At 32.5% G+C, this 26,146-nt stretch carries 32 protein-coding genes and 1 pseudogene; 31 read left to right on the top strand and 2 right to left on the bottom strand.

The window, feature by feature from the left end; translation table 11 throughout:
* Nucleotides 1-82: 82 nt before the first annotated feature.
* The 14 genes and pseudogenes from ACZ5N4_RS15420 to ACZ5N4_RS15355 all read left to right on the top strand — a co-directional run bounded on the left by ACZ5N4_RS15420 (nucleotide 83) and on the right by ACZ5N4_RS15355 (nucleotide 10,510).
* The gene (locus ACZ5N4_RS15420) at nucleotides 83-1,162 is read left to right on the top strand and encodes a MerR family transcriptional regulator (protein ID WP_464203395.1); all 1,080 of its coding nucleotides are present in this window, start codon (nucleotides 83-85) and stop codon (nucleotides 1,160-1,162) included.
* 12 nt (nucleotides 1,163-1,174) lie between these two features.
* Complete coding sequence (locus tag ACZ5N4_RS15415; RefSeq protein WP_464203394.1) at nucleotides 1,175-1,651, top strand: putative immunity protein; 477 nt, start codon at nucleotides 1,175-1,177, stop codon at nucleotides 1,649-1,651.
* Nucleotides 1,652-1,668: 17 nt separating this feature from the next.
* Nucleotides 1,669-2,349 (top strand): DUF6273 domain-containing protein, encoded by a 681-nt coding sequence (locus ACZ5N4_RS15410; RefSeq protein WP_464203393.1) that lies wholly within the window; start codon nucleotides 1,669-1,671, stop codon nucleotides 2,347-2,349.
* Nucleotides 2,350-2,598: 249 nt separating this feature from the next.
* Nucleotides 2,599-3,327 carry a MerR family transcriptional regulator gene (locus ACZ5N4_RS15405; protein WP_464203392.1) on the top strand — a complete coding sequence of 243 codons (729 nt, stop codon included), beginning with the start codon at nucleotides 2,599-2,601 and terminating at the stop codon, nucleotides 3,325-3,327.
* A 421-nt stretch (nucleotides 3,328-3,748) separates the two neighbouring features.
* The gene (locus tag ACZ5N4_RS15400; protein WP_464203391.1) at nucleotides 3,749-5,020 is read left to right on the top strand and encodes an acyl-CoA thioester hydrolase/BAAT C-terminal domain-containing protein; all 1,272 of its coding nucleotides are present in this window, start codon (nucleotides 3,749-3,751) and stop codon (nucleotides 5,018-5,020) included.
* Between the two features lie 197 nt (nucleotides 5,021-5,217).
* Nucleotides 5,218-5,772, top strand: a complete 555-nt coding sequence (locus ACZ5N4_RS15395; RefSeq protein ID WP_464203390.1) for a MarR family winged helix-turn-helix transcriptional regulator — start codon at nucleotides 5,218-5,220, stop codon at nucleotides 5,770-5,772.
* A gap of 608 nt (nucleotides 5,773-6,380) precedes the next feature.
* Complete coding sequence (locus tag ACZ5N4_RS15390) at nucleotides 6,381-6,746, top strand: VOC family protein (protein WP_464203389.1); 366 nt, start codon at nucleotides 6,381-6,383, stop codon at nucleotides 6,744-6,746.
* Between the two features lie 50 nt (nucleotides 6,747-6,796).
* The gene (locus tag ACZ5N4_RS15385; RefSeq protein ID WP_464203388.1) at nucleotides 6,797-7,387 is read left to right on the top strand and encodes a TetR/AcrR family transcriptional regulator; all 591 of its coding nucleotides are present in this window, start codon (nucleotides 6,797-6,799) and stop codon (nucleotides 7,385-7,387) included.
* A gap of 127 nt (nucleotides 7,388-7,514) precedes the next feature.
* On the top strand, nucleotides 7,515-7,883 hold the full coding sequence (locus ACZ5N4_RS15380) for an LbetaH domain-containing protein (protein WP_464203387.1): 369 nt from the start codon (nucleotides 7,515-7,517) through the stop codon (nucleotides 7,881-7,883).
* 34 nt (nucleotides 7,884-7,917) lie between these two features.
* Entirely contained in the window at nucleotides 7,918-8,070 is a 153-nt protein-coding gene (locus tag ACZ5N4_RS15375; RefSeq protein WP_464203386.1) for a hypothetical protein, read from the top strand.
* 220 nt (nucleotides 8,071-8,290) lie between these two features.
* Entirely contained in the window at nucleotides 8,291-9,214 is a 924-nt protein-coding gene (locus ACZ5N4_RS15370; RefSeq protein WP_464203385.1) for an exonuclease domain-containing protein, read from the top strand.
* Between the two features lie 113 nt (nucleotides 9,215-9,327).
* Nucleotides 9,328-9,909, top strand: coding sequence for an SF0329 family protein (locus ACZ5N4_RS15365; RefSeq protein ID WP_464203384.1), 582 nt, complete (start codon nucleotides 9,328-9,330; stop codon nucleotides 9,907-9,909).
* Nucleotides 9,906-10,007 (top strand): annotated as a pseudogene (locus tag ACZ5N4_RS15360) (MarR family winged helix-turn-helix transcriptional regulator); the annotation flags it as partial. The gene ACZ5N4_RS15365 and the pseudogene ACZ5N4_RS15360, both read left to right, overlap by 4 nt.
* An 8-nt stretch (nucleotides 10,008-10,015) precedes the next feature.
* A complete protein-coding gene (locus tag ACZ5N4_RS15355; RefSeq protein ID WP_464203383.1) occupies nucleotides 10,016-10,510 on the top strand; it encodes an arsinothricin resistance N-acetyltransferase ArsN1 family A in 495 nt (164 codons plus the stop codon).
* A 233-nt stretch (nucleotides 10,511-10,743) separates the two neighbouring features.
* On the opposite strand, the gene ACZ5N4_RS15350 is transcribed toward ACZ5N4_RS15355, so the two are convergent.
* Nucleotides 10,744-11,271 carry a VanZ family protein gene (locus tag ACZ5N4_RS15350; protein ID WP_464203382.1) on the bottom strand — a complete coding sequence of 176 codons (528 nt, stop codon included), beginning with the start codon at nucleotides 11,269-11,271 and terminating at the stop codon, nucleotides 10,744-10,746.
* Nucleotides 11,272-11,505: 234 nt separating this feature from the next.
* Here ACZ5N4_RS15350 and ACZ5N4_RS15345 point away from each other — a divergent pair, with 234 nt between their 5' ends.
* The 16 genes from ACZ5N4_RS15345 to ACZ5N4_RS15270 all read left to right on the top strand — a co-directional run bounded on the left by ACZ5N4_RS15345 (nucleotide 11,506) and on the right by ACZ5N4_RS15270 (nucleotide 23,912).
* Nucleotides 11,506-11,895 (top strand): ArsR/SmtB family transcription factor, encoded by a 390-nt coding sequence (locus tag ACZ5N4_RS15345; protein WP_464203381.1) that lies wholly within the window; start codon nucleotides 11,506-11,508, stop codon nucleotides 11,893-11,895.
* Between the two features lie 22 nt (nucleotides 11,896-11,917).
* Complete coding sequence (locus tag ACZ5N4_RS15340) at nucleotides 11,918-12,334, top strand: arsenate reductase ArsC (RefSeq protein WP_464203380.1); 417 nt, start codon at nucleotides 11,918-11,920, stop codon at nucleotides 12,332-12,334.
* Nucleotides 12,335-12,447: 113 nt separating this feature from the next.
* Nucleotides 12,448-12,825 (top strand): arsenite efflux transporter metallochaperone ArsD, encoded by a 378-nt coding sequence (gene arsD, locus ACZ5N4_RS15335; protein WP_464203379.1) that lies wholly within the window; start codon nucleotides 12,448-12,450, stop codon nucleotides 12,823-12,825.
* Between the two features lie 21 nt (nucleotides 12,826-12,846).
* A complete protein-coding gene (gene arsA / locus ACZ5N4_RS15330; RefSeq protein ID WP_464203378.1) occupies nucleotides 12,847-14,592 on the top strand; it encodes an arsenical pump-driving ATPase in 1,746 nt (581 codons plus the stop codon).
* Between the two features lie 52 nt (nucleotides 14,593-14,644).
* On the top strand, nucleotides 14,645-15,709 hold the full coding sequence (gene arsB / locus ACZ5N4_RS15325; protein WP_464203377.1) for an ACR3 family arsenite efflux transporter: 1,065 nt from the start codon (nucleotides 14,645-14,647) through the stop codon (nucleotides 15,707-15,709).
* Between the two features lie 194 nt (nucleotides 15,710-15,903).
* A complete protein-coding gene (locus ACZ5N4_RS15320) occupies nucleotides 15,904-16,776 on the top strand; it encodes a hydrogenase small subunit (protein WP_464203376.1) in 873 nt (290 codons plus the stop codon).
* A gap of 9 nt (nucleotides 16,777-16,785) precedes the next feature.
* On the top strand, nucleotides 16,786-18,201 hold the full coding sequence (locus tag ACZ5N4_RS15315) for a nickel-dependent hydrogenase large subunit (RefSeq protein ID WP_464203375.1): 1,416 nt from the start codon (nucleotides 16,786-16,788) through the stop codon (nucleotides 18,199-18,201).
* Nucleotides 18,198-18,650 carry a hydrogenase maturation protease gene (locus tag ACZ5N4_RS15310; protein ID WP_464203374.1) on the top strand — a complete coding sequence of 151 codons (453 nt, stop codon included), beginning with the start codon at nucleotides 18,198-18,200 and terminating at the stop codon, nucleotides 18,648-18,650. Before ACZ5N4_RS15315 ends, ACZ5N4_RS15310 begins: the two co-directional genes overlap by 4 nt.
* A gap of 4 nt (nucleotides 18,651-18,654) precedes the next feature.
* Entirely contained in the window at nucleotides 18,655-19,080 is a 426-nt protein-coding gene (locus ACZ5N4_RS15305) for a cytochrome b5 domain-containing protein (RefSeq protein ID WP_464203373.1), read from the top strand.
* Between the two features lie 220 nt (nucleotides 19,081-19,300).
* The gene (locus tag ACZ5N4_RS15300; protein ID WP_464203372.1) at nucleotides 19,301-20,425 is read left to right on the top strand and encodes a DUF4932 domain-containing protein; all 1,125 of its coding nucleotides are present in this window, start codon (nucleotides 19,301-19,303) and stop codon (nucleotides 20,423-20,425) included.
* 134 nt (nucleotides 20,426-20,559) lie between these two features.
* Complete coding sequence (locus ACZ5N4_RS15295; RefSeq protein WP_464203371.1) at nucleotides 20,560-21,006, top strand: MarR family winged helix-turn-helix transcriptional regulator; 447 nt, start codon at nucleotides 20,560-20,562, stop codon at nucleotides 21,004-21,006.
* 80 nt (nucleotides 21,007-21,086) lie between these two features.
* Nucleotides 21,087-21,278: a DUF1858 domain-containing protein gene (locus tag ACZ5N4_RS15290; protein ID WP_464203370.1), complete on the top strand. Its 192-nt coding sequence runs from the start codon at nucleotides 21,087-21,089 to the stop codon at nucleotides 21,276-21,278.
* A 75-nt stretch (nucleotides 21,279-21,353) separates the two neighbouring features.
* A complete protein-coding gene (locus ACZ5N4_RS15285) occupies nucleotides 21,354-21,752 on the top strand; it encodes a (2Fe-2S)-binding protein (protein WP_464203369.1) in 399 nt (132 codons plus the stop codon).
* Nucleotides 21,753-21,911: 159 nt separating this feature from the next.
* Nucleotides 21,912-22,529, top strand: coding sequence for a nitroreductase family protein (locus ACZ5N4_RS15280; RefSeq protein WP_464203368.1), 618 nt, complete (start codon nucleotides 21,912-21,914; stop codon nucleotides 22,527-22,529).
* A 29-nt stretch (nucleotides 22,530-22,558) separates the two neighbouring features.
* Nucleotides 22,559-23,152: a hypothetical protein gene (locus tag ACZ5N4_RS15275; RefSeq protein ID WP_464203367.1), complete on the top strand. Its 594-nt coding sequence runs from the start codon at nucleotides 22,559-22,561 to the stop codon at nucleotides 23,150-23,152.
* A gap of 637 nt (nucleotides 23,153-23,789) precedes the next feature.
* Nucleotides 23,790-23,912, top strand: coding sequence for a hypothetical protein (locus ACZ5N4_RS15270; protein WP_464203366.1), 123 nt, complete (start codon nucleotides 23,790-23,792; stop codon nucleotides 23,910-23,912).
* 194 nt (nucleotides 23,913-24,106) lie between these two features.
* Here the strand turns inward: ACZ5N4_RS15270 and ACZ5N4_RS15265 are convergent, their stop codons facing one another.
* Complete coding sequence (locus tag ACZ5N4_RS15265) at nucleotides 24,107-24,703, bottom strand: TetR/AcrR family transcriptional regulator (protein WP_464203365.1); 597 nt, start codon at nucleotides 24,701-24,703, stop codon at nucleotides 24,107-24,109.
* 217 nt (nucleotides 24,704-24,920) lie between these two features.
* On the opposite strand from ACZ5N4_RS15265, the gene ACZ5N4_RS15260 reads away from it, so the two are divergent.
* Nucleotides 24,921-25,898, top strand: coding sequence for an alpha/beta fold hydrolase (locus ACZ5N4_RS15260; RefSeq protein ID WP_464203364.1), 978 nt, complete (start codon nucleotides 24,921-24,923; stop codon nucleotides 25,896-25,898).
* The last annotated feature ends 248 nt before the right edge of the window (nucleotides 25,899-26,146 follow it).

The raw sequence follows: 26,146 nt of genomic DNA, 5'->3' as shown, positions 1-26,146 counted from the left end.
AATTAAATAATAGATGAAAGCTAGGAAGGCGGCCCAATTAGGGTCGCTTTCTTAGAAGGAAAAAAGTATTAGTATGATATACTTGCAGCAGAATTTTAAAAAGATTCAAACTAATTCTTACCAGAATGTTCCTTTATCAACCAAGCAAAGCAATTACCCTTTAATAGTTTTTGAGCCTGAAATGGGCAAGATAGTGTTTAACTACACAGTACTGGCAGAGAACTTAGCAAGCGAAGGATATATTGTCGTAGCAATAAATCCAACCTATAGCTCGGACTTTGTTGTATTTAATGATAGAAGTTTTATAAGTATGTTTTTCTTTTATATGGAAATAAAAAATATTGAAACCCTCCACTGTCGTACTAGGGTTTTAGTTGTATGCTATAATGAGAAATGCAATTTGGGCAACCAAAGAGGGAGGTGTTCAATGAGAACCTATAGTACTTCTGAAATTGCTAAAATAATGGAGATACATCCAAACACTGTTATGTTATACGAGAAATGGGGCTACATAGCTCCCGCTCCAAGAAAGAGAAATGGCTACAGGGTTTACACCGAAACACATTTGGAGCAGATGAAACTGGTAAGATTGGCATTAAGAAGCGACTCGATTAAATGGTATATGAAGTTTGAAGTTCAAAATATTATAAGAAGTGCAGCTCAGAGGGATTTGAAGAAGGCTTTGGAGCTAAGCAGAGAGTATTTAACACATATACAAAATGAAAAGAATAATGAACTTAAGGTTATGAAAGTAATCCAGGAAATATTGAAAAGTGATCTACTTACAGAAAAGAATATTTCATTAAATAGGAATGTAGCTGCAAAACTGCTTGGGGTATCAATAAATGTAATTGTGTACTGGGAGAGAAATGGACTTCTTGAAGTACCAAGAAGCAAAAATGGCTATCGTGTTTACGGGGAGGATGAAATAAAGCAGCTTAGAATCATTAAAGCATTGAGGCAGGAAAACTACAGCACACAGTGCATAAGAAGGATGCTTAAAAAGCTGAAAACTAAAAGTAAGGGAAATGATATGTTTTTATCCGAAGAAAGGTCGGATTCAGATGACTGGCTGTTGTCTTCCCTATCTGAGACTGAGAGTAATACAAAGGAATTGATTGGTTATATAGGTGAGTTAATAAGTAAAAAAACAGAAATTTAAGGAGGTGTAATTATGAAGAATAAGAAAGATAGTAGTTATATGGGTGATGTAGGAATAATAAAAAAAATTGATGATATTCCTGAGTTAAAAGATGAACTTATTGCAGTGTTTGAAAGCAAAAGCAAAAATGACATCTCACGTTATGGTCTGCTGTTGGTACAACATGTGTTAAGCCTCGCCAATGTGCAACTGGATGCGATTAACGAGTGTATTGACGTCAACAGAAGGTGGCAAGAAGGAAAGGCCACATACCAAGAGACTAGACAGGCGGCTGCCATGATACCCGACTTAGCACGCACAGAGAAAGACCCAATGAAAGCCAAAGTCTTGAGAGTTATGGGGCAAGTTGCTCTCATTCCTCATGTGAAGAGACATGCTTTAATTGCTTCAGATTATGCAATAACTTTAATAAATTTAATGTACCCTAAAAATTTAGAGGAAGTAAGAAAAGAAAGAAAAATCCAAATTGAATTAATGAAGAGTGTTTAATGAAGGAGGATAACAACATGGAAATAGTTGAATGTAATCGGAATGCAAAGCCCGGAGAAATCATTACTTTCGGTACTTATCCACATAGGTTGGATGGCACGGACAGGACACCTATAGAGTGGCGGGTGCTGCAAAATTCAGGAAGTGAGCTGTTCCTTTTGAGTGAGTACATTTTGGACTGCAAGCGGTATCACGGCAAGTCTGCGGATATTAAGTGGCGTGATTGCGTGGATATGACGTGGCGTGACTGTGATTTGCGAAAGTGGCTGAACGATGAATTCTATAACATCGCATTCACTGCCGCAGAAAAGGAATTTATAAAGACCACTCATTGTACTGACAATGGAGAAGGCTGCCCAGACACGAAGGATAAGGTTTTTTTGCTTAGCGTTAATGAGATAAAGTATTTATCTGATATACACGGCAAGGACTTACTTCGTGCCGTTGGAACGGATTTTGCCAAAACGAAAAAAACCGATGGATGCAACTTATATGTATATGATAAAATGACAAAAATTAACTATATAATCAAAAATGGCGAAGAATTTGGCTGTTCCTGGTGGTGGCTTAGAACACAAGGAAACAAAGCTTCCCGTGTGTATTTTATCGGTACAAATCGTAGTATTCGAAGTTATGCCAATAACAGTAACGCCCGTGACGGTGTGCGCCCTGCACTAAAAATTAATCTTGTATTATAAAAGCATGATGTTTCGTAATCTTACAATAATTAACCCTACTATAAAATGAAAATAAATCTTCACTTTATAGTAGGGTTCCTTTTTCAATTTTAATACGTTGAGTAGTAGTTAAATGCTTACAATCAAATTTTTTCCCATTAGACATAATATACCTACAAAATATTTATAAAAGTACTTGAATCTGACGCGACGTCAGGTTATATACTAAACTTGTCGACAAGTTAATACAAAGGAAATGAGGGATTTAGCATGCTGAAGAGTACTTGGAAAATTGGAGAATTAGCAAAACAGACCGGTATAACGGTGAGGACACTACACCACTATCATCATATTGGACTGCTTTCACCATCTGAGTTTACTGAGTCCGGTCACAGGCTTTATACAGGAGATGATATATCAAGGCTGCAGCAAATAATATCACTTAAGCAATTAGGTTTTAGTTTGGAGGAGATAAAGGTTATTATGGAAAAGCCGGATTACGATCCACTTCAAGTTGTTAAAGCTCAAATGGAAAGAGTTAAAGAACAAATAGAACTTCAGGAGCAGCTATATAGAGAGCTTGAACTTTTATACAGCATGCTCAGCAGCAAAGAAGAAATAGGTGCGGAAAAATTTATTAAATTAATAGAGGTGATTCATTTGAACGTACAAAATTACTTTACAACAGAGCAATTGGAGAAAATGAAAAAGACACAGGAAAGTCTTTCAGCTGAAGAAAGAAATAAAATGGGGAATCTATGGACAAATGTAATAAGCAAGTTTAAGGAAAAGTTTGAAAACAATACGCCTGTGGATGATGCGGAGGTCTTGGAACTTGCGAAAGCTTGGAACGATATGACTACCTCAATTACCGGTGATGATCCGGAAATAACCAGATCCGCAGAGAGATTCCACGCAGAGAATCCTGGCAATCCAATGCAGTTTGGTATTACAGGAGAGCTCTATAAATACATTAAAACTGCAATTTCAAAGCTTTAATTTTATAAATAATTTACAATTATATCATTTTTTCAAGATAAGTTAAAGGAGCATCTAAGTTTATGGATGTTCCTTTTTCTTTACGTACGTCCAGCATGGGCGTATATCTCGTTACGGTGAACCTTATCATAAATGACGTAGATTTTTTTAGAAGTACTGATATGATTAGATTTAAGAATGATTACCGTTAGCAGCACTAAGAATCCTTAATCATTTATGGTTATTGAGGCTAACATATACGGTATAAATTTTAAGGAAAAATACAATATTAAAATTAGACAATATATTGACTAATGATGTTTATATTGATATGATTAAATAGTCAATATATTGTCTTTTTTTTAACCAGTAATAAATTATAAATTTCAAAAGAGCTCTTTATATAAAATGTAAAAAGTAGTATTGTAAGGAGAATGTTATTATGAAAATAAACCTATATGATAAAGAAGCATTTGTAGATGATAAAATCAAAGTTAAAATCTTAGATTTAATTCCTAATAGTAAACTAAGAATAAGTATGAAAATGGAGTTTCCATGGTGTGAAGGTGAAGAATTTTCATCTTATGCAGTATTTATTTCTAATGAAAAAGGAGAAGTTGACTTAGACTTGATTAAACCTGTAGAAGGTACCTATGAATCTGCTGACAGCATGGGATTAATTTATTCATTGAAAAAGTCTAAAACTAAAGGTAAAAACATTGCAGAAAATATATCCATTGATGAGCCAATAATTATGAATATGTTATTTGAATCTTCTACTGAAAGAAAGGAAATTAAATTAAAGAGATTGTTCAAATCTGAAGATATCATTGTTAAACATATATCCGAAGGGTTTACTGGACAGCTGTTTTATAAGGAAAAATCCAGTGATAAAACAATTTTAATGTTAGGAGGATCGGATGGACAAATACAGGCTTTAACTCTTTTAGCAGGACCACTTGCATCTAAGGGATTTAATGTTCTTATAGTTTCATACTTTGCTTCAGAAGGATTACCAGACAAGTTAGAAAAAATTCCACTAGAATATTTTGAAAAGATATTTGAATGGATGAAGAAAAATGAAATTACTAATACCGAAGATATATTTTTACATGGAACATCAAAAGGTGGAGAATTGGCTCTTTTACTTGCTTCAAGATACAAACAAATTAAAAAAGTGGTTGTGTCAGCACCTCATACTTATTGCTTTCAAGCACTTGATGGACTGATGAGCGGAAAGAATGTTTCATCCTGGTCGTATAAAGGAGAATCAATTCCATATATAGAAGTTGATAATAATATATTTTATGAGGATTTAAAAAAGAATACTGAAAAAGGAATTCCATTTGGATTTGTAAGCACTTACAAGAAAAGTATTGAAAGAGCAATAAATAAAGAAGAAGCAAGAATAAAAGTGGAGAATTCTGAAGCGGATATTCTTATGATATCAGGAAAGGAAGATAATATATGGAATAGTTATGATGGATGTTTAGAGATACTACAAAATTTAAAAAATAATAATTATTTATATAGTGTAGAATTACTAGCATATGATGAAATGGGACATCCATTACCGATTCCATATGTTATTCCTTTAAGTGAGACATTATCTATGAATATGAGCGGCGGAGTATTTTCCTCGGGGGGAACTATAGAAGGCAATGCAGAAGGACAGTTTAAATCCTGGAAAAGAACAATTGAATTCTATAAGTGAGTAAATCCAGTAGGGTGGTGCAAATCTGATTATAGTTAGCTTTGCATCTCTCTTTTTTTATTTTACTTGTATTTAAAAATACTAGGATATTAGTGCGTTGAAATTTATTTATTAAAGTTATATAATTTATAGACAATGCATTGACTAAATTTAATGTTTATATATTATATAGTATATTCATAAAGGAGATTCTTATCATGGACTACAGTAAGGAATTTTATTTATTACATATTATGGAACAGGCATTTTCCAGTCTTATTTCAGTTTCAAATAAACTTCAAATTACAGGGGATAAATATTGCGAGCCACTAACTTCTAGACAATATATGACTATGCTGGCAATTCTTCATTTACCTAAAGACGAGACTACCATAATTAATATTGCTAACAAGCTAGGTTCAACCAAACAAAACATAACCCAATTGATTAATAGTCTTGTAAAAAAAGGTTTTGTATCAGTTATACCAAGTAAAAAGGATAAGAGAGCTGTTAATGTATGTTTGACTGATTTAGGAATGGAAACTATGTTGAAATGCGGCAGTAGTGCTACTATTGACTTTATGGCGGATATTTTCAAAGATTTCAATGAAGATGAAGTGGAAACTTTATGGAGATTATTGCTTAAATTGTATCGTTTTGATGGCGTAGAAATGGATGGATTTGAAGAGAAGGTTCAAGTTTCAAATATTAGTTGCGAAGAATTAAGAACTGCACTAGAAAGATTTTCAACTAGAAGAAGTGGCAAATTATAAGGCCAATAAATTTTCTGCAGTTGACTTTGTCCTTAGGGGAAGGTGTATATTGAAAGTGAACAAGGTATGGATATTTAAAGCAGCAATATAAAAAAATGAAATCATTTAGCTTTGATGATTTATTAGGAAAAGATGTAAAAGGATGGGTTAATAATCCAAATGGTAATTTCACAGGAAGATGGCATAACTAATGTGATTTTGCCTAATAGTATAAACTATAAGAATTTTGCGCCCCCCTTACTTTTAGGGGGGCCTACCTTTCCACAAAATAATCATTCCGCATATCAGTATCATCTTGCTATCACAACACACGTGGAGTGTGTTGTGTTGATAGAGAAGAAATAGGCTGCTATCAGTGGCTTGAGAGGTTTTGAAGAAAATATTAAAGTGTGTTTATGTTTACGTAGACACACTTTTTTTCTGTCATTATGTATTTCAAACAAGAAATAATATCCTTGACAACAGTAAATTATAATGTTACTATTTGAACATACCGAACGGTCGGTATTTAAAGTAGCTTCATAATAATTGCTTTTCTGTTAAATACGATTTAAAAAGAATACCAATATATTAAGGAGGAAGATGATATGAAAATTGAATTAGCTAGTGTGTTTGTAGATGACACCAATAAAGCACTTAAGTTCTACACTGAGGTATTGGGTTTTGTGAAGAAAGTACATATACCTGAAGTAAATTGGATAACAGTTACATCACCTGACGAACCGGAAGGTACACAGCTGCTTCTTGAACCCAATGATAACCCTGTTGCTGAGACATATCAAAAAGGCATTTTTGCTCAGGGCATACCAGCAACATCCTTTGCAGTGGAAGATGTCGAGAAGGAGTATGAAAGGTTGGTGCAGCTGGGCGTTGAGTTTACTATAAAGCCAACAAAATCAGTAGGAGCTATTATTGCTGTATTTAATGATACTTGTGGTAACCTCATACAAATTCATCAAGTGCTAGTTGATTAAGATAATGCCCCTTACCAAATTGAAAAAATTCAGAGGAAAGGTGGGACAGTGTGAAAAATACAAGAGAACATATTTTGGATGTTACCTTTAAACTTTTTCTACAAAAGAGTTTTAAAGAAGTTACTCTTAAAGAGATTGTAGAAAAGACAGGGCTGTCCAAAGGTGCTTTTTATCACTATTTTACAAGTAAAGAGCAACTTTTTCTCGAATTGGTCAATGATGTGTTTTCTTCTGTTTTAGACGTTCCCTATGACCAATTTAGTAAAGACTCTCTTTATCATTTTTACATTGATTATATTAATTATTATGCAGAAAATTTAAAGCAACAAAATGAGGAAGGCAGTGTACCAAGTTTTAATTATATTTCTCTAATTTTTGATGCCATAAAGCTTTTTCCGGATTTTCAGGAAAGATTGCAAAAGTCTAAAGAGGTTCAACTAAGTAGTTGGAAAAATATTATTCACACTGCAAGAGAAAAAGGTGAAATTAATTCCCCTATGAGTGATGAACAAATAGCAAACATGTTCATAAGCTCCTCCAGCGGTGTTGAGATGCAGAGCATCTTTAGGGGAAACAGTGAGGATATAGGCAAGACTTTAATAAGCCTATGGGATAGTTTTTATGATGAACTAAAAGCATAATTTTAAAAGTTGAATTTTTCTAAAGCTTCAGTGGTGAAACTAGGACGAAGAGAAGATATTTAATAATCTTGAAAAGTTAACATCGGAAGCTGGTTTAGTTCAATCGATGTAGAGATATAATGTTAAAATGAAAAGCACTCTGCGAATTTTCGATCTCGGGAATTCACAGAGTGCTTTTGCTGTAACAATTATTATCAATGGTCCTATTCTTTATTTAAAAATTTATGGTATTCCTTGGGGACTTTCTCTATTTGTATATTATCGTGAACAGCACATGTTCCTGCCTTTTTATACGGACTGCGGGAAGAATATTTCTGTGGGCGAGAATGTATTTATCAATTCGGGCTGCCGTTTTCAAGACCAGGGCGGCATTACAATTGGTGATGGTGTTGTCATTGCCGCCAGTGCAGTTGTGACCAAAGATGTACCTGCTAATGTTATTGTAGGCGGTGTACCTGCGAAAATTATCAAGAAAATCAAAGCCGGTGTTGAATAATCAACGAAGTGAATAATGGAGGGGTGGTTATCATATGGAAAGAAAAGAATTAGAAAAAGTATCTAATTTTACATTGGGCGAGGAAAATGTAGCATTTGCACATCTGTCCTTATCAGTTCCGACGAAAGGTTCAAGCAATGAATGGTGTGAACCTGTAACGGATGAAGAATATAGTAAACTGAAATAAATCAAAATGAGTAGATAAGTAAAATGAAGACTGATATAATGTTTTTTGGAATGTTTATAAATGAAGCTGTCTTAAGTTTATTTACGGAGCAGGAAATTATAAAAGGGGCTGGACTATTAAACAATCAATATTAAATATCATTAAGTTAATACTCATTATAATAAATAAAATTATATGCTAGAATATAACTTTATTTATTATAATATTAGGGAGAAAAGAAATGAATTATATAGCTATAGATTTTGAAACTGCAAATGAAAAAAGAAATAGTCCATGCTCAATTGGTATTGTGGTTGTGAAAAATGGACATGTTATAGAAAAAACACATCATTTAATAAGACCTAAGGAAATGAGATTTATGCCAATTAATATTGGAATCCATGGAATAAGACCAGCTATGGTTGAGAATGAACCAGAATTTGATAAAGTATGGGAGAAGATTAAGCATCATTTTAATGAAAATTTAGTAATAGCACACAATGCTTCCTTTGATATATCAGTTTTAAAAAAGAGTGCAGAGCTTTATGAAATAGAACTGCCTAGTTTTGAATATATTTGTACAATGAAACTTGCTAGAAACTTTTATAAAGGCCTTGAAAATGCAAAATTGAATACAGTAAATGATTTTTTAGGATATGAGTTTAAACACCATGATGCGCTATATGATGCCCTTGCCTGTAGCAATATATTGCTTAATATATCAGAAGAATTAAAGTGTAAGGATATTAACGAAATATCTAAATTAATAGGTGTAACTATTGGAACTGTAGCTAGTAATGGATATAAGCCATCGTCAACTAAAGGCAGGATTCTCAAAACATCTAATAGAATTAATAATCCAAAAAAAGAAAATAAATTTGAAAGATTAGAATGTGATGCATTTAAAAATGAAGTTGTGGTATTTACTGGGAAGTTAAATTCTATGTCCAGGGATGAAGCAATGAGATTAGTTAGAAGACTTGGTGGAAGCACAGGAAGTTCTGTTACAAGAAACACAACAATTTTAGTGACTAATATAAAGGATATAAAAGATTTACGTAGAGAAGAAATGAGTAATAAGCTTAAAAAAGCAACAGACTTAAATACAAAAGGACAGAATATAAAGTTTTTAAATGAAGAAGACTTTTTGAAAATACGAAAATAGCTTGAAATTTTTGAAGATAGAAAAGGAGCTGCCCATACTAATAATTTTTAAATCATTAGTATGGCAGCCCCTTAGATATATTAATTTAGGATGTTAATTCATAGGAGGAATTTATGGCTTGGAGCAAAATGAAGCAAAGTCTAGAGAGTTTTCTTTGCCCTGCATTATATGGCAGAGTAGAATATAGTGCCACTAGCTACCGATATTTATCTGATAAAGCGGGGCAATGCTATATTAAAGTAGATAAAAAGAACATATTCAATATGAGTGATACAAGCACCTTAATCAGATGGTATCAGACAGAGCAGGAAATAAAGAATGATTCGGATATTCAAATTCCTATCAATAGTGAGGAAATTGAAATGGTCAGAAAAGGTACAAATGGGGCAGTCCCAGAGGATCGGTTAAAAGTAATTGCAAGAAATAGAAAAATATCAGAATATGCAAAGGAAATGCTATCCGCACAGTCAGCATTAAGCAAATCAAATTTTAATGTTGTAGCAAATAGATTTTTAACTATTTCTATTGAGGAAAGTCTAGAGAGTAATGATATCTTATTGAATATTCTGGCCTTGGTGGACAGACGAGTGGGGAAAAAGCGACTTTTAAACATGGCCGAGAAAATGAAGTTGAAGCACCCAATTGTACAGTATTTTTATGAATTGCGGCTTAGTGCTCTTGATATGGGGAACTGATTAGAGTTCTTGTTAGAAACCTTGGAATACTTGAAAAAAGCGAAGCTACATGTTGTGGAACAACAGTGTCACAATGTCACGCTATTGTAGAAATAGGGGGATGTAAATGAGTTATATTATGAGGGAAGCAAGAATTGAGGATATAGAATCTATAACTAATATTTATAATCAAGGTATTGAGGATAGAATTGCTACACTAGAAACTAGGCTAAGGGACACGGAAGAAATGAAAGAGTGGCTTAATACAAGAGGCGACAGATATAAGGTTGTAGTAATTGAAGATTGTGAAGGTACAGTTAGAGGATGGGCTTCTATAAATGTGTTTAATTCAAGATGCTGCTACAGTGGTGTTGGTGATTTTTCAATCTATGTGGAAAGAAATATGAGAGGAAAAGGATTAGGTAAACAAATACTGAACTATTTAATTGAAATTGCCAAAAATCAAAACTTTAATAAGTTAGTTTTAAGCACTTTTGAGTCTAATGATATAGGAAAAAAGCTATATAAATCTGTTGGTTTTAGGGAAGTTGGGACCTATATGAATCAGGGGATACTTGACGGTAAGTTTGTTAATATTACTATAATGGAAAAGCTTCTATAAGTTAGTTAAGCTATTAAAGGAGAAAATAAAGCGTATATCCTTTAATAGCTTATTTTAATGTTAGGTTCTATTTGAGAATGTTATTGATTCTAGAACATATGTTAAGGGAACCTCATTAAGGCTACCTTTGATTTGTAATTTAAGAATATTGTGCAAGAAACTTACTGTAGATTATGCTTAATTTCTACGTTCTTTTTGTGTAGGGTATCTTCTTGTATATGCAATAAAGATATTCAGAGCCTCAATCTCACCATGAATAATAAATATAATAGAACAGGTAATCCTACGATAGCAGATAGTATTGTAATTGCAGTACGTACTTTTTTCTCATCTCGAAATAGTAACAATAAAAACTTATACCCTAAAATACCAACCCATCCACCTAAACAATTTAAAATTATGTCATCAATGTCTGATGCTCCGATGCCTAAAAGCCCCTGAATGATTTCAACAAATAAACTCACTATAAATATAAACAACAGATTGGTGATTACTCTTTTATCTTTTTTGAGTAATGGCAAATATATACCAAGGGGAATAAAAATAACGATATTGCCAACCAAATTACTAAAAGCAAATTTTTTTGAATTTGCAGTGTTGCCAGATATATATTCCGTTATACTATAAAAAGGAATGAGATTGATTGACCTAAGCTCCGAATGCGAAATTCTTGATAACAACAATATTTTAATTAAAAAAAGTATGTAACAAATGAAAACACCATATAAAAAGACTGTTTTAATTCGTTCTCGTTTATTCATAATAATACCTCCATTTTTCATTTCATCACTGCTTATTCTCTGACGTTCAGTTTATAAATAATCTGTAGTTCGCCTTACCTTACAAATGCGTCTTAATTATTATATCATGAATTTTCAACATCATTGTTAAACAAAGACTAATGTTAAGTTTGTGCTAAATTTTAGAAAATAGGTTGTAGAATATAATATTATTGTGTATCATATGATTATAATCGAATATGATAATATGAAGGGGTGAACATTTTGGATTTAATACAAGTGATGAAGGCGCTAGCAGATGAAACACGCATAAGAATCCTAAATATACTAAAGGATGGAGGGTTATGTGTTTGTGAGATAGAGCTATTACTTGATATCAACCAATCAAATGCATCAAGGCACTTAAATAAGTTAACTAGCGCAAGGATACTTGAATACTATAAGGTCGCTAAATACGTATATTACAAAATAAATGAAGATACGGTTAAGGAATTTCCTTTCTTAAAAGAAATAATAGAAGAACAGGCTATTAAATTAGAACAATGCAGCATAGATTACGAGAGATTAAAAAAATATAAAAGCAGTAATCTAGGGTGTGAAGATATAAAAGAAGGCAAAGTTTGTATTGATATTAATTTGAAATAGATATATTGCGGAGGATAAATATATGAAACCTAAAGTAGCATTTATATGTGTGCATAATTCTTGTAGGTCTCAGATGGCAGAGGCACTAGGAAAACTATTTGCTTCTGATGTTTTTGAATCTTATTCAGCAGGAACGGAGCTAAGACCTCAAATAAATCAGGATGCAGTAAGAATAATCAAGGATTTATACAAAGTGAATATGAATGAAACACAAAAGTCTAAATTACTTGAAGATATACCAAAGGTAGATATAATTATAAAAATGGGGTGTAATGTTGTTTGTCCGTTCTTACCTGCAAAACATGTGGAAGATTGGGGATTGGATGATCCCTCAGGCAAAAGGGATGAAGAATTTATTAAAACAGCAAAGGCTATTGAAGAAAAAGTAAAAGATTTAGCAAGAAGAATTAAAAATAATGAAATTGATTTAAATAGTTAAGTTTAATCATTTATAGTATTTAAAGAAATAAAAAATATAAATAAAAAATCAATTTAATAAAGAAACCTAGTTATTTAAATTAAATAACTAGACTTATAAAGGAGATATAAACTATGAAAAAGATGATTATTTTTGATCCTGCTATGTGTTGCCCAACAGGCGTATGTGGACCAGCAGTTGATCCTCAATTATTAAGAGTATCCACCGTATTAAACAGTTTAAAGAAAAAAGGAATTACAGTTGAAAGATATAACTTAACAAGTAACCCGCAGGCTTTTGTTGATAACAAAATTATCAATGAAATATTAAACAAAGATGGAGTAGATGTATTACCAGTTACTATAGTTGACGATGTTGTAGTAAAAACAAAATCATACCCAACTAATGAGGAGTTCTGCAAGTTTCTTGAAATACCAGAAGATTATTTAAAAACAGGGATTAAGATTGAGCTTAAGTCTAAAGATTGCGGCTGCAAAGGTGGATGCTGTTAACTTAAGAAAAGAGGTATAACTATGGTAAAGAATTTTAATGTAAATAATATAGAATTAACTAAATATCTATTCTTTACAGGTAAAGGCGGCGTAGGAAAGACATCAACAGCTTGTGCTACTGCAGTAAACTTAGCAGACCAAGGCAAGAAAATCATGCTTATAAGCACAGATCCAGCTTCAAATCTACAGGATGTTTTTAACACAGAATTAAGTAATAAGGGAGTTGCTATTAAGGAAGTACCAAATTTAGTGGTAGCTAACTTTGACCCTGAAGAAGCTGCTAGAGAATATAGAGAGAGTGTTGTTGGTCCATATAGAGGAAAACTTCCAGAGGTAGTAATAAAAAATATGGAAGAACAGCTTTCTGGTTCTTGTACTGTAGAAATAGCAGCTTTTAATGAATTCTCTAGTTTTATAACTGATGAAAAAGCTGAGCAGGAGTTTGATCATATTATATTTGATACTGCTCCAACAGGACACACATTAAGAATGCTGCAGCTTCCATCAGCATGGAGTAATTTTATAAGTGAAAGTACTCATGGAGCATCCTGTTTAGGACAATTGGCAGGACTTGAAAGTAAAAAAGAAGTTTATAAAAATGCTGTAAAAACTTTATCAGATAAAGATAAAACCCTCCTAATACTTGTATCAAGACCAGAAAGCTCACCTTTAAAAGAAGCAGAAATGGCATCAAAAGAATTACAAGATATAGGAGTAAATAATCAGATATTAGTTATTAACGGAGTTTTAAAAAGTCATGATGATAATCTCTCAGTTGCAATTTATGCCAAGCAGCAGAATGCTTTAAAGGATATCCCAGAAAATTTAAAGGTATTAGAAACTTACGAAATTCCACTAAGACCTTATAATGTAACAGGGCTTGAAAATGTAAGAGCTTTCTTAAAGGAAGATAACATTAAATATAATAATGAAGCTTTAAATACTGAGAAATTCCTAAATTTAAAAGATATTATTGATGATTTGTATAATACAGACAAAAAAGTAATCTTTACGATGGGAAAAGGTGGAGTTGGTAAAACTACTATAGCAGCAGCTATTGCTTTAGGCCTTGCTAGAAAAGGTAAAAAGGTACATTTGACTACTACAGATCCTGCAGCTCACTTAAATTTTGTTTTAGACGAAAGCTATGGTATTACATTAAGCCATATTGATGAAAAGAAAGAATTAGAAAAGTATAAGAAAGAAGTTTTAAGTAAAGTTGACGAAAACATGAGTGAGGAAGATATAGCTTATTTAGAGGAAGATTTAAGATCTCCTTGTACTCAAGAAATTGCTGTGTTTAGGGCTTTTGCAGAAATAGTTGAGAGATCAAAAAATGAAGTAGTTGTCATAGACACAGCACCAACAGGCCATACACTTTTACTTCTTGACTCTACTCAAAGTTATCACAGAGAGATACAGCGATCACAGGGTGATATACCTGAATCAGTTAAAATGCTTTTACCTAAGCTCAGAAATTCTAATGAAACACAAACTATTATTGTAACTTTAGCTGAAACTACACCTGTATATGAAGCTGTGAGATTAGAAGAGGATTTAAATAGAGCAGGAATCAATAGTAAATGGTGGGTTATAAATTCTAGCTTATTAGCAACGAATACCAGCAATATGATTCTTAAGGCTAAAGCAAGTAATGAGATTACTTGGATAAATAAAGTAAATGAGATTTCTGAGGGTAACTTTGCAGTTATTGAATGGAAACCAGAAGAAGTAAAAGGTGAAAGATTATTAGATTTGATGAACTAAAAAATCTTTTGTAGTGAAATATTATTAATGCTTAATATTTAGGAGGTTCCTTATGAGTAGTAAATCATCAAGGTTATCATGGCTTGATCGTTATTTAACATTATGGATTTTTATTGCCATGGGCTTAGGAATATTTTTAGGATGGGCTTTACCAGGAATATCTAACACATTGTCAAAGTTATCCGTTGGCACCACATCGATTCCTATAGCTATAGGTCTTATTGTAATGATGTATCCGCCACTTGCTAAAGTAAACTATAAACAAATAGGAAAGGTATTTAAAAGTCCTAGGGTTTTAGTTTTATCCTTGGTACAAAATTGGATTATAGGACCAGTGCTGATGTTTTCTCTTGCAGTGATATTCTTAAGAGGCTATCCGCACCTTATGGTAGGTCTTATATTAATTGGACTAGCAAGATGTATTGCTATGGTAATCGTATGGAATAGTTTAGCTGATGGAGATAATGAGTATGCAGCAGCGCTTGTTGCTTTTAATTCTATATTTCAGGTTGTATTCTTCTCAATATTTGCGTATTTATTTATTACAGTATTGCCGAAGCTTATAGGGCTTGAAGGGATGGCTGTACATGTTTCAATGAGAGAAGTAGCATCATCAGTAGCCATTTACCTTGGAATACCGTTCATTGGGGGTATGCTTACAAGATTATTATTAGAGCCTAAGATGGGAACTGAGTGGTATACTAAAAAATTTATACCTAAGATTAGCCCATTAGCATTAATTGCTCTATTATTCACTATTGTTATTATGTTTATGTTCAAAGGTAAGTATATAATTGAGCTTCCAATGGATGTTGTAAGAATTGCGATACCTTTAATTATATACTTCATAATAATGTTCTCTGTTTCTTTCTTTATAAGTCATAAGTCAGGAATAGATTATCACAGAACGGTAACGCTTTCCTTCACCGCAGCTAGCAATAATTTTGAGCTTGCTATAGCTGTTGCTGTTGCAGTATTTGGAATCGAATCAAAAGAGGCCTTTACTGCAGTTATAGGTCCGCTTATTGAGGTGCCAGTAATGATAGCTCTTGTTAATGTAGCTTTGGCTTGGGGTAGAAAATATTTTAACTATAAAAAGAATACAGAAATTGAGTAATTAAAGTAAATATTAATAAGGTCAGCTTGTGCTGGCCTTTTTTAACTTAAGAAATTATAAATCTTAATGCATATATTAAAAATTCTATTTATATAATTTTTAAAGGTAAATAAATTTTCTAGCATATTATGAAGATAATTATGTTGCCATAGAATTTATGAAATAATCAGTAATAAACCGGAGGGATTGGGGTATTGCAAAAACTACAATGTCCTTTAATAGAAGTAAAGAATACGACATCAAGGAGGCTTGCTCAAGAGGCAATAGAACTAATTAATAGTAATAGAGCCATTAGACTAAATGCAATGTGGCTAGAAGTTACAGGCTGTTCTGGAAATATTATATCTTTTCTTAATAGTGAAAACCCAGATCTAACTTATATACTAACTCAATTGGTGAATTTAACTTACAATAACACACTTATGGGAGCGGAAGGCGAGTTTGCTTTTGAACAATTCCTAGAAACCTTAAATACTGAATTTATACTTTTAGTTGATGGTGCAGTTTCAACTAAGGAAAATGGCTATTATAACATTATTGCTAATTACAAAGGCAAATCAATCACAGCTTTGGAGGCAATAAAAACTGCAGGAGAAAAGGCGAAATATGTGCTTGCAGTGGGCACATGTGCCTCTCATGGTGGAATCTCTGCTGCAAAGCCTAATCCCTCTGGATGTAAAAGTGTACAGGAAGTTATAAATAGAGATGTAATAAGGCTGCCTGGTTGTCCGTGTCATCCTGATTGGGTAGTTGGAACTATAGCTCATTTAGTAGGTTATGGTATGCCAGAGGTAGATAATGAAGGAAGACCTCTTTTATTTTATGGGGTGACTATTCATGATAATTGTACGAGAAGAGGATTCTTCGATAAAGGAATATTTTCAGAAAAATTTGGGGATGAAGGATGCATGTTTAAACTAGGCTGTAGAGGTCCTGTTACAAAGACAGATTGCCCAAGGAGACAATGGAACGACCATGTTAATTGGCCTATAGGGGTCAATACTAATTGCATTGGGTGTGCACAGGCATATTTTCCTGATGGCATGGAACCCTTTGTAAGATATTAGGAGGAGTCGATGAGTAGAACTATTAAAATTGATCCTGTAACTAGAATAAGTGGTTTTTTAGAAATAAAAGCAGAAGTAGATAAAAATATTATAGTAAATGCAGAGACTAGTGGTTTGCTATATAGAGGCTTTGAAAAAATGCTTAAAGGTAGATCGCCTTTAGATGCTATATATTTTACGGAAAGAATATGCGGTATATGTTCCACCTCCCACGCTATGGCTTCATCACTAGCTCTAGAGGACGTTTTAAAACTAGAGGTGGATATAAATGATTCTTATATTCGTGATTTAATTCACGGCTTTGAATTTCTACACAATCATATGAGACAGTTTTATTATTTTACAGTACCTAGTTTTGTTAAAATGCCTGATATTAAGCCAATATCGCCTCAGGGATATGCTGATTTTAGAATTCCTGAAACATTAAGTAAAAAAATTATAGAAAATTATATGGAAAACATTAAATATAGCAGATTAGCACATGAAGGATTAGCTGTATTAGGTGGAAAAGCGCCACATAGCCATGGTATTTTTGCTGGAGGGGTTACTGTCAATATTGATTCATCTAAATTAATAAAAATTAAGTCAATTATATCGGAACTTAAGCAGTTTATTAACAATTCTATGATAAATGATATAAACATTATTTCTCAGTATTATCCCGATTATTTTGAAAAAGGAATATCTTATCCAAACTTTATGAGCTATGGAATTTTTAATAGATATTCAGATCCTGAAATAAGTTACGTAGGCTCATCAATTATGATAGCTGGAAAAAAACACCCTCTTGATCCTAGTAAAATTACAGAAAGTATTAAGCATGCATGGTATGTAAGTGACAAAGACGTAGAAATACCAGGAGAAGGCAATGCTGAAGAAGTAGATATAGCAAAAACAGGTGCCTATACTTTTATAAAAGCACCTCGTTATGATGGTATGCCTATGGAGGTAGGACCTTTAGCAAGGCTCATGCTTACAGGAGAGTATACAAGAGGAAACTCCTGCATGGATAGAAATATAGCTAGAGTAATAGAAACAAAGAAAATAGTTCAAATAATGGAGAAGCTAACGGAAAGAATTCAATTAAAAAGGAATAATCAAAAGGCATATAAAATTCCAGATAAAGCCTTGGGAGTAGGTTTAATTGACACCATTAGGGGTGCTTTAGGTCATTGGGTACAAATAGAGAATAAGGTTATAAAATATTATGATGTTATTACGCCTACAATGTGGAATTTATCGCCTAAGGACAATAAAGGTCTGCCTGGAGCTCTGGAAAAAGCATTGATAGGCTCTAAAATAAATGATACAAATCAACCAGTAGAGATAGGAAGAATAGCTAGGTCATTTGATCCATGCGTATCCTGTGCCACACACATAGTAGGGAATAATCAAGAACCGATAAAAATCGAGATTTTAGTATGAAGGTTAAAGTTATAGCTATAGGCAATATTTTAATGGGTGATGACGGTATAGGTATTGCTGTTGCAGAAAAAATAAAGTATGAACTAGAAGAAGACAACATAGAAGTTATAATAGGAGAAACTGATTTTAATTATTGTACTTCTACGATAGAGGAAGGAGATTATATATTTATTTTAGATGGAGCCTATTATGGTAAAAAACCAGGAGAAATAACCCTTTGTCCTATTAGAGAATATAAATCCTTTAAAAAAGAATATAGTCAGCATAGTTTTGGACTGTTGGATTTAATAAGCCTGAATTATAAAGATGTAGAAGGATATATTGTTGGAATTGAAATAAGTGATGTGGATTTTAATTTAGGCTTAAGTGAGATTTTAGCAAATAACCTCCGCATGATTTCTGAAAAAACTATAAATATTGTAAGGAGTATTTTGAAAAATAGGGAGTAAAGCAATGAATAAAAAATGTGAGTTATCACAAAAACTCTATTGTATTCAAACTAAAATATATTACTACAGACAGTTGACAATCCTTAGCTTATGTCCATACCAAAGAAATTATTATCTAAATTTATTGCAAAGAGAGATAAAAGCTTTAGAAAACATTAAGGAAAGATGCACTAGTAATCGAGAAAGTTTAGAGAAGCAAAGAGAATTTACTATAGAAGAACTGGCAAAATACAATGGAGAAGGTGGAATGTCAGCCTATGTTGCTGTCAACGGAGTGGTATATGATGTTAGTATGAATATAACCTGGGCTGGCGGAACTCATTTTGGTTTATACTCTGGAAAAGATTTAACAAAACAGTTTTCAAGTTGTCATTTAGGTGTATCAATAGTTTTAAGTAATCTTCCTAAAATAGGAACCTTAAAGAAATGAAGGTGATATATCTGAAAAATAGTAAATCGAATATGTTAGAGGGAGAAATGCTACCAAGGATATGCTAGGAGTTAACTGAAAGGAGCGATGATGTTATTATCTAGTTACAAACTCGAGCTTTATTCTTTGTATAATGTATACTTTTATGGTGTTATATTGTATATAATTCGGAAATTAAAGGTAATTCTACAAATTAAGTCTTCATATTAAGAGGTAAATGATGATTACGAAAAAGAAGATAGTGGTTTTGGGTATAGTATGTATGATGTTATTGAATTGTATTGGATGTAAAAATAGTAATAATACAAAAACAATTGAGGTCAGTGAAAAGACAGCAAATTCAGTTAAGAAAAGTGGTACATGCAATGTGAGTATTGAACCTAAAATTGAACTGCTCGGTGTGGTTCAGTATCTTGCAGATGATCCGGTTATTCTAAAGAAGAATTTATATGTAGATACTCAAAAGTATAGTGATGATATTTCTAAATACTTTTCAAAGTATAAGAATGAAGAGGTAATTATTTTATATAAAGAAATGATGAAAACGGGTTTTACCTATGACGCAGCTCCTAATTCTATGTTGTATGTTGATGATAATCTAAAGCTTTTAGATAATATCTCTTTACCTGAAAGTATTATCACCAAAGCAGGGGGAAAGGAAAAGTTACTAAAATTCTTTAAATTATTAGCCGATTTTAGGAAGAATTCTAAATTTGACGAGTTTTATATAAGCCATAATGAATTTTACAATGAATGCGTTTTGGACGTAAAAAATAGGATTGACAAATCTGGTGTTATAGACAAGATTCAAAACTATTATGGGTATAAGCAAAACAGCTATAACTTTATTATACAACCTTTATCAATAGGAGGTTATGGCGTAAGGATACCAGCAAAAGACGGAAAGTATGATTTATATGATTTTATGGTTGTACCAAGTGATGATGCAGAGTTTTTTCAGATGGTAGTTCATGAATTCGGACACTCCTATGTAAACCCATTAACTGAAAAAAATATAGATGAAATTAATAAGTACAGTAATTTGTTTTCTCCTATAAAAGATGATATGACTAAGCAGGCATATGGAAGTTGGGAATATTGCGTAAATGAACATATCGTACGATCAATAAGCTACAGAGTTTTACGTAACACCTACGGAACTGAAAAAAGTGAAGAGTATATCACTATGGACACTGGCAGGAAATTTATTTATATTAACGCAATTTCTGAAAAATTAAAAGAATATGAGAATAATCGAGAGAAATATCCTACATTTAATGATTTTTATCCAGAACTGGTTCAACTATTTAAAGAATTATCCATTAAACAATCATCAAACCAATAAATACATTTGGATTAATTAAGGAAAGTCCGAGAGGGCTTTCTCTACTCGACTGCCACAAGCCTAAAACTTTTCTTGATCAAAAAGTCTATTTTAAGGTACTTGACAATATTACTAATTAGTAATATATTATTTATATGAGTAAAGAAAAAATATCTTATGGTGAATTAAGTGATTTAAATTTAAAGACATTAATAGTATTAAGTAGGGCTAGCCAGATGGTTCGTAAAAAAGAACAAAGGACAATTAAAGAGGGAGGTTTAACAGTTTCTCAGTTTGCTGTACTCGAAATGTTGTATCACAAAGGAGATTTAAAAATTTGTGAAATACTTGAAAAAGCTTTAGCTACAGGTGGGAATATGACCGTTGTCATAGATAATCTGGCTAAAGAAGACTTAGTGAGAAGATGTGTAGACCCCAAGGATAGAAGGGTTAACCTAATTAGTATTACAGAGAAAGGCAAGCAATTGATAGGTGATATTTTTCCTAAACACGTAGAGAATATAAATGAAATCTTTAGTGTTTTAACAACGGAGGAAAAGAATAACTTAATAAGTCTATTAATGAAATTATCGGGTGTATGAATATACACCTAATATTTTAAAGTGATATTACTAATTAGTAATTAACTAATTAGTATCAGTGAAAGAGAGGAGATATATAAATGAAGGTAGAAAAAGAAACATTAATAAAAGATATCGTAAAGATGGGATCAGAAGCGGTACAAGTACTTATGGATTTTGGAATGGGGTGTATTGGATGCCCTGCTTCACAAGCTGAAAGTATTGAACAAGCAGCTGCGGTTCATGGAATTGACGTTGAAAAATTACTTGAGAGATTGAATCAAGTTAAATAAAGTGAAGATATATAACACAAATAAACTAATGATAAATTCAGTTAATTATTTTAATATACAAAGGAGATAAAGAAGATGTTCAAATCAATAATTTCAAAATTTATAAAATCTAAATCAGAAGATAAAGTAGTATGTGGATGTTACAATGTTACTGAACAGGATTTAAAAAATGCTGTTAAAAATGGTGCTAAGTCCTTTGAAGAAGTACAAGCCGTTACAAAAGTGGGTACTGGATGCGGTCGTTGTGTAGAAGGCAACAAACAATTAGTAAATGAATTAATAATTAGAAAAAAAATCGATGAAAATCAAATTGTATGTGGATGTTTCAAGGTTACAGCAGGAGATATAGTGGCTGCTGTTAAAAACGGCGCTAAATCCTTTGAAGATGTACAAGCTGCTACTAAAGTTGGTACTGGATGTGGCAGATGTATAGAAGGTAATAAGGCATTGGTTGATTACTTATTAAAAAAATAATATTTTAGGATAAAACACCTAATATTGAGATGATAGAGGCTATGATTCATATTTCTGAATTATGGTCTCTTTAAAAATAACGGTTAAAAGCTAACAGAAAAAATTAATAAGTGCTAGCTGATGGAGAAAGTTTAATACCTAAAAGAGATCTTAAATATTATGATGAGAAGATTATTGCACAATGAATGTATCGAAACAAAAACCAGAATTTGCGGAGTTAATAAAAGAAGAATATATGAGAGTAGGACAACTATGATAAATGATTTTCAAAATATATATAAAAGTAGGAGTTCAATTAGAAAATTTATTGATAAAACAATTGAAGAGGATAAGATTACGCAGATATTAAATGTTGTTAATACTGCACCTTCAGCTGGAAATTTACAAGCTTATGAGGTAGTAGTAGTAAAATCTAAAGATGTAAAAGCGAAGCTGTCTGAAGCTGCGCTGAATCAAGCTTTTATAGCAGAGGCATCAATAGTACTAGTTTTTATAGCAAAAACAGAGGAATCATCGGTGAGATACGGAAGAAGGGGGGAAGAGTTATATAGTATTCAAGATGCAACAATTGCATGTACTTATGCAATGCTTGCCGCTGAAGCTTTAGGGCTTTCCTCTACTTGGGTTGGCGCATTTAATGATGATAAAATAATAGATATTCTTGATTGTAAGAATGGTGAAGTTCCCGTTGTATTACTACCTATAGGATATACTTTATCACCAAAGCTTTCATTTACAAGACGAAAAGATTTAAATGAACTTTCTAGAGAAATATGATTTAATAGTGATTTTTTAAGGAGATAACAATGGATAAAAAAACTCAGGCAAAATTTAATGAACTTACTAAGCGAGTACCATATTTTGAGGATGATTATTGGGTTTATTTTGGACATGGAGAAGACTGGGGAAACAAGTGCTCCAGATGTATTTTTAGAACAAACATAGACAATACACCAAACGGTGAATGTATAAACTGCTGGAAGTTTGAAATTTGGGAGGATAACCTGACAGATCTAGATGAAACTCTATTATTTTTACTAGAGGAGGCAGATAAGGATCATAATTTAAGTGGAAAAATGATGAAAAACAAATCTCTGATATATGCAGATAAGGGTCAAAGATTAGGTACTGGAATTAGTCATAGCATATCTGAGGAAGCGAAACCAGATAGGTATTTAAAAGGTGAAATCCATCGAGACAGAGTAATATTAATATATAGCCAGTCTATTGAAGAAAGAGATATGCGCATGAATAGCATATTATCAGGATTAAAGATAAGAGGTTTGTATAAAAAAGATAGTTTTCCATATAGAAGAGGATGTATCGAACCTCATGAAAAAATATTTGGACCATGGGAGAACTGGTTTGATATGAATAGAAACTTTAATTCATCTTTATAGCGGTGACCTATGCGATATTGGTTTTGATCCTAATGGTAAGGGGCTAGTTTCACCAAAGATTCTTTAATGAAAGTAAAAGCAATAGATGAGAGAAATGCGAAAATATACAGAGGATGAGTCATCTAGAAAAATGGAATTACAGCAACTGAAAATTGAACAAGTTTGCTATTTATTGAATACCCTATCGTAGTAGGTATTATAGGTAATGTTGGAAAGAATGAAGAAAGACAATTTAATAGAAGCAGGCTTGATTTGCCCTCATGGTTTACTGTTATACAATACAATTATATTTATAATAAGTTCTGTGATTTTATCTCAATAGCGGAGAAATTAAAATAATTTGTTGAATTTATTCTGAAAGCATTACGGCAACAAACAAAATGTTCAAGTCCGCTTTGCATGAGAAGTCTGCAAAGCACACCTGCGACCCTAAGCATCGTCATTAGCAGCAATGGTTGGGATATGTTGGCCATTGTATTGCAGATTAGAAAATGTAGCTTCCCGTGTACAAAGGAGCACTAGAATCGCAATGGGAAGCTAGGTTTGAACCAATATCATACGGCTTCAGGCCTAAAAGAGGGTGTCATGACGCTATTGCAAGGATTTTTCACTCCTGTCGTAGTGGAAGTAGAAAGAGATGGATTATTGTAACAGACAATATTATAAGATGTTTCCGTTAAGAGGTGAACTTCCAACAAAACATGAAAAACAAGAATGTTACAAACGTATAAGACAACTAAGGCTAGCAGAAATACCATAAAGACAAACGGATAAATGAGAGCTTGAGCTGTATGTCGTTAAAATGACACGTACAGTTCTTAGGCGAGAAGGAGGAAGTAATTCCTCTGACTTAGCCGACAGTTGAGATAAAGAATATATTATTCAGATAGGGGTTCAACGAGGCTCGCCTCCACCATGAAATCCACGACAGAAATGTCGTGGATTTTTTTATAACTATTTTACCTCATCAATTGCTGATTTTAATCCAGAAATCATAAAAGGAAGAACTTCTTTGACCAATGTAGATGCGTCTTTCAAGTTACTATTACTATGCCAGCGCTTAGTAGCACAATATATGCCGCTGCTAATCATAACAGTAATCAATTCTAATTTATCTTGTTCATTATTTGGAAAAGATTTAATGTTATTTAGCATAGCTAGTATGATATCTTGTAATTTTAGTTGGACTTTGATATCAATTAGTACAGCTGCTGAATTATACAATTTTGTATAATTAGTTCCTATGGATTGGTGATAATCATACATGATAAGAATTAAATCTCGTAAAGTTTCCTCAGTTAACTTTGTATCAGAATGAATCCTGCTTGATACAATTGTCATGAATTTATCAGATATAAAAGAATCTAATAGATTATATTTATCTTCAAAATGAGAATAAAAGGTTGAACGATTTACTGGTGCTCTTTCTGAGATATCCTTAACAGTTATATCTTCAAAGCATTTTTCATTAGCTAATGAAAGAAATGCATCTTGAATTAAATTACGAGTACTAGTTATTTGCTTATAATTTCTTTGAGATTTTGATATCATATTTTTTCCTTTCTAAATTAACGAGTATGTACATTCATTAAATTCATGTCACAACTATGTTTTTATTAAGTAACCAACATTATAGTATTTTTGTTGGTTGAACTATTAATTTTAGTGCAGTATAATCATAGCATGCACAAATCACTTTAACAACACGTGTTTATAAACAAACGATTATGCTGTTAATTATAATTAGTACGCATAAGGAGGAAGTAAAATGAGTGGATTAAAACATAGAATTATTGAAACAAATGGTATTAAAATGCATATAGCTGAACAGGGAAAAGGACCACTTGTATTATTGCTTCACGGCTTCCCTGAAATATGGTATTCATGGAGGTATCAGATTCCTGTTTTAGCTGAAGCAGGCTTTCATGTTGTAGCACCAGATTTAAGAGGATATGGAGATACAGAACAGCCAGAAAATATTGATCAATACACTCTACTTCATTTAGTTGGTGATATAATTGGATTGTTAGATGCATTAAATGAAGAAACAGCAGTAATAGTAGGAAATGATTGGGGAGCAACAATTGCATGGAATGCAGCATTATTAAGACCAGATAAATTCAAAGGAATTATAGCATTAACAGTTCCTATGATGCCTCAACCTCCAATTCCACCAACCACTGTTTTTCCACAAAATAGGGAGGAGTTATTTTATACCCTATATTTCCAAACACCAGGTGTAGCAGAAAAAGAATTCGAGAAAGATGTACATTCTACAGTTCATAATTTGCTGTATTCGGCTTCCGGAGATGCAGGACCACGTAAAGATAATGATGGAACCCCAAATCCATTTAATATGGTATCAAGAGAGAAGGGATTGCTTTCAGCATTACCAATGCCTAAAATAACATCTTGGCTTAAAGAAAAAGACTTAGAGGTTTATACAGAAGCATTTGCCAAAACAGGCTTTCGTGGCGGATTAAATTATTACCGTAATTTAGATAGAAATAGAGAATTATTAAGCTGTTTCAATGGATTAAAAGTGACAATTCCTGCCCTATTTATAGTAGGGAGTCGTGATGTTGGGTTAAGTATTCCAGGAATGGATCAAATAATTTCTGAAATGGCGAGTCTTGTTCCAAACATCCGTCAAACTATATTTCTTGAGGATTGCGGACATTGGGCTCAACAAGAGAGGCCAGAAGAGGTTGGTTCAGCTATAATTTCATTTCTTAAAAGTCTATAGTGTTTTATAGGAAGTAAAATAAAAAATAGTGGATTTCAAAGGTCGCGTATCGCCTCCACCACTAAAACCCACGATACATATAGCCGTATTGGAGAAATCCAATATGGTTTTTTATATGACAAATAAAGATATTTGATTAAACAATGAAGTATGTACTAAAAGATTAGAAACATAGGATGATTTAGTTCAGGTATTGTATTATCAAATAGCTTGCATTAAAATAAACAAGAGAAAATTAGGAGGTCATT

Source organism: Clostridium nitrophenolicum (genome assembly GCF_055391695.1).
This window is presented reverse-complemented; position numbering and strand designations above follow the sequence as displayed.